Source organism: Bizionia gelidisalsuginis (genome assembly GCF_008086185.1).
Lineage (GTDB): Bacteria > Bacteroidota > Bacteroidia > Flavobacteriales > Flavobacteriaceae > Bizionia > Bizionia saleffrena.
Map to the genome: position 1 here is coordinate 1 of NZ_VSKN01000046.1, position 2500 is coordinate 2500.

Annotated in this window: 2 tRNA genes and 2 rRNA genes (1 of these 4 cut by a window edge); all 4 read left to right on the forward strand. The window is 45.5% G+C overall.

Features of this window, described 5'->3' with window-relative positions:
- Positions 1 to 84 precede the first annotated feature (84 nt).
- Positions 85 to 1602: ribosomal RNA gene (locus ES677_RS14780) — 16S ribosomal RNA — on the forward strand.
- Positions 1603 to 1685: 83 nt separating this feature from the next.
- Positions 1686 to 1759, forward strand: a tRNA-Ile gene (locus ES677_RS14785).
- Between the two features lie 79 nt (positions 1760 to 1838).
- Positions 1839 to 1912: transfer RNA gene (locus ES677_RS14790), tRNA-Ala, on the forward strand.
- 192 nt (positions 1913 to 2104) lie between these two features.
- Positions 2105 to 2500: ribosomal RNA gene (locus tag ES677_RS14795) — 23S ribosomal RNA — on the forward strand; it runs 2432 nt beyond the window's last position.
- Together the 16S and 23S rRNA genes with 2 tRNA genes alongside form the textbook arrangement of a ribosomal RNA operon.

The following is a 2500-nucleotide window of genomic DNA, read 5'->3' on the forward strand; positions in this document are numbered from 1 at the left end:
AATTACAAACAAGAGAATAAATCATTAAAGAGTACTGACAATTTCTTTGGTTGTTAAAAAGATAGTCGCAAGACTTAAAATTTAACGATGAAGAGTTTGATCCTGGCTCAGGATGAACGCTAGCGGCAGGCTTAACACATGCAAGTCGAGGGGTAACAGGTAGCTTGCTATGCTGACGACCGGCGCACGGGTGAGTAACGCGTATACAATCTACCTTGTACTGAGGGATAGCCCAGAGAAATTTGGATTAATACCTCATAGTATATAGTTTTCACCTGAGGACTATATTAAAGGTTACGGTACAAGATGAGTATGCGTTCTATTAGCTAGATGGTAAGGTAACGGCTTACCATGGCAACGATAGATAGGGGCCCTGAGAGGGGGATCCCCCACACTGGTACTGAGACACGGACCAGACTCCTACGGGAGGCAGCAGTGAGGAATATTGGACAATGGGCGAGAGCCTGATCCAGCCATGCCGCGTGCAGGATGACTGCCCTATGGGTTGTAAACTGCTTTTATACAGGAAGAAACCCCCCGACGTGTCGGGGCTTGACGGTACTGTAAGAATAAGGATCGGCTAACTCCGTGCCAGCAGCCGCGGTAATACGGAGGATCCAAGCGTTATCCGGAATCATTGGGTTTAAAGGGTCCGTAGGTGGATAATTAAGTCAGAGGTGAAATCCTGCAGCTCAACTGTAGAATTGCCTTTGAAACTGGTTATCTTGAGTTATTATGAAGTAGTTAGAATATGTAGTGTAGCGGTGAAATGCATAGATATTACATAGAATACCAATTGCGAAGGCAGATTACTAATAATACACTGACACTGATGGACGAAAGCGTGGGGAGCGAACAGGATTAGATACCCTGGTAGTCCACGCCGTAAACGATGGTTACTAGCTGTTCGGTTTTCGGACTGAGTGGCTAAGCGAAAGTGATAAGTAACCCACCTGGGGAGTACGTTCGCAAGAATGAAACTCAAAGGAATTGACGGGGGCCCGCACAAGCGGTGGAGCATGTGGTTTAATTCGATGATACGCGAGGAACCTTACCAGGGCTTAAATGTAGATTGACAGGTTTAGAGATAGACTTTTCTTCGGACAATTTACAAGGTGCTGCATGGTTGTCGTCAGCTCGTGCCGTGAGGTGTCAGGTTAAGTCCTATAACGAGCGCAACCCCTGTTGTTAGTTGCCAGCGAGTCATGTCGGGAACTCTAACAAGACTGCCAGTGCAAACTGTGAGGAAGGTGGGGATGACGTCAAATCATCACGGCCCTTACGTCCTGGGCTACACACGTGCTACAATGGTAGGGACAGAGAGCAGCCACTTCGCGAGAAGGAGCGAATCTATAAACCCTATCACAGTTCGGATCGGAGTCTGCAACTCGACTCCGTGAAGCTGGAATCGCTAGTAATCGCATATCAGCCATGATGCGGTGAATACGTTCCCGGGCCTTGTACACACCGCCCGTCAAGCCATGGAAGCTGGGAGTGCCTGAAGTCCGTCACCGCAAGGAGCGGCCTAGGGTAAAATCGGTAACTAGGGCTAAGTCGTAACAAGGTAGCCGTACCGGAAGGTGCGGCTGGAACACCTCCTTTCTAGAGAAAGACGACCAAAAGAGTATTACAAGGAAATTAAATAATTTATTCTCCTGCTGTTAATTTAAAATCTATTATAGTAGAGTCTCATAGCTCAGCTGGTTAGAGCGCTACACTGATAATGTAGAGGTCGGCAGTTCGAGTCTGCCTGAGACTACTAATACTATAAGAAAGGAAATTCTAGAACTGAGACTACTAAATTCACATTAAGGATTCTACACGCTAGAGTTTAAAATGGGGGATTAGCTCAGCTGGCTAGAGCGCCTGCCTTGCACGCAGGAGGTCATCGGTTCGACTCCGATATTCTCCACAACGGCATATAATTGTACGCAGTAGTATTTATACTAAACTGTTTGAATTAGCCAAAAGTTCATTGACATATTGAAAAAAGATACATGAAAAAAATAAGAATAGCGTAAGCTGTTCGTATATAATATAATAAGCTAATAGAAAGTCACGAGCTGACTATTAGTAATGTAACTCATTAAAAAAGCAAATAGTACAATAAGCTAAATAAGGGCGTATGGGGAATGCCTTGGCTCTCAGAGGCGACGAAGGACGTGATAAGCTGCGAAAAGCTACGGGGATTGGCACATACAAATTGATCCGTAGATATCCGAATGGGGCAACCCGATATATTGAAGATATATCACCTAGCAATAGGAGCAAACCCGGAGAACTGAAACATCTAAGTACCCGGAGGAGAAGAAAACAAAAGTGATTCCGTTAGTAGTGGCGAGCGAACGCGGATTAGCCCAAACCAGTAATGTTACGGCATTGCTGGGGTTGTAGGACCACGATATTCGAGGCGTAATGAATTAGAATCCTTTGGAAAGAGGAACCAAAGAGGGTGATAGTCCCGTATAAGTAAAGAGCGTTAAGATAGTGGTATCCTGAG